1 protein-coding gene is annotated in these 1,682 nt (G+C 35.3%); it reads left to right on the forward strand.

What is annotated here, in order from left to right; translation table 11 throughout:
* Positions 1 to 192 precede the first annotated feature (192 nt).
* Positions 193 to 1,302, forward strand: a complete 1,110-nt coding sequence (locus MKY16_RS26070; protein ID WP_340870962.1) for an IS110 family transposase — start codon at positions 193 to 195, stop codon at positions 1,300 to 1,302.
* Positions 1,303 to 1,682 lie beyond the last annotated feature (380 nt).

Raw genomic sequence — 1,682 nt, forward strand, 5'->3', positions numbered from 1 at the left:
AAAATGTACAATCTTTTTCGAAAATAGAATTTCTAATTTTTAGTATTTCTTATAAAATATAATTATCTCTATTCTAAATAAGATAATATGAAGTGACCTCCTAAATTATCAAGTCAGGGATTTTAACCCATAATAATGAATGAAAACAAACATCATGAATGGGGTTATACCCTATGATAATAGGAGGCCACTATGGAAAATATAATCTATATTGGGATGGATGTCCACAAAGAAAGCTTTAGCTTATGTGCATTGCACGGAACAACTGGGGAAATTGTAAGAGAAGCACGATGTGCTTCAAATGTATCTCTCGTAAAAAAATTCGTTGAGAAACTAAAAACAAAATATGGTGAAGATATAAAAATTAAAGCTGGATATGAGGCGGGTTGTTTAGGGTATTCACTTCATAATCTTCTTGAACAAAATGGGATTGATTGTGATATTTTAGCTCCAACAACCATGTACAGTTCATCTAAAAATAAAATGGTGAAGAATGACAAATTTGATGCTAAAATGATTGCTCTTAACTTAGCTAATGGCACCTATAAAGAAGTATATGTTCCAGAAGAAGAGGATGTTGCCGTAAAAGAGTATATCCGCATGCTAGGTGATTTTAAAACGTCATTGAAGAAGATGAAACAACAGATAAAAGCATTCCTTTTAAGACATGGCTATGTGTATGAAGGAAAATCAAGCTGGACAATCGCTTACATGAAATGGTTAAAAAATCTTGATTTACAAGGATTATTCAAAGAAACGTTAGATGAATATCTATTACAGTATGATGTTCTAGTTGATAAAATTGAGCGATTCAGTCTGAGACTAGAAGAATTATCTCATAGTGAAAGATACGAAGAACCCATCGCAAAGTTAAGATGCCTAAAAGGTATAGATACAACATCGGCAATGACTGTTCATGTGGAAATTGCAGACTTCACTCGTTTTCCCACGGCTAAAGCATTTATGGCTTATGTAGGATTGACGCCAAGCGAAAGTTCTAGTGGAGAAAAAATCAGTCGACGTTCGATTACAAAACAAGGCAATTCGACCGTTAGGTCTACTCTTGTAGAATGTGCAAATGCATTGGTAAAAGGAGCAATCGGATTAAAATCGAAACGAGTGAAAGCGAGACAAAAAGGGCAACGAAGCGAAGTAATTTCCTATGCAGATCGGGCAGTAGAAAGGTTACAAAGAAAATATCATCGAATGATGTATCAAGGGAAACCCAGAAATGTTGCTATTACAGCGGTTGCAAGAGAACTTGGGTGTTTTATCTGGGGGTTAGAAACAGGAAAAATTTAAAAAATCAAAAAGGGATATGAAGTTGATTCATTCATTGTTAGAGACCAAAGGTATCAATTGATGGCATAGGTGAGCTTCAGAGATAGTGAATTACAGGTCTGGCTATCTATGTCCCTCCTTTTCTGGCGCAGCTGAAATTCTGATAAACAAGCTATTTATTAGAATGTGAAAAGATGTGATCCACGCAATAAGATTATAAGAGCCTAACGACGGACCATTAACCTGAGGTAACCAATCCACGAATAACAGAGTGGTTAACTGTCGATAGATCTTATTTCTGAAGCTTTTGTATGCCATCAAGAAAAAATATTATGGTTGAAAAACTATTGACAAAGGTCACTTCATAACAGGAGGTAATACATCCTCTGGTTCTGCCGGTG

Source organism: Paenibacillus sp. FSL L8-0641, assembly GCF_038006265.1.
GTDB classification, from domain to species: domain Bacteria; phylum Bacillota; class Bacilli; order Paenibacillales; family Paenibacillaceae; genus Paenibacillus; species Paenibacillus polymyxa_D.

Bases quoted from the DNA above. Each gene is read 5' to 3' on its own strand.
- MKY16_RS26070 (WP_340870962.1), top strand. From the start codon at position 193: ATGGAAAATATAATCTATATTGGGATGGATGTCCACAAAGAAAGCTTT.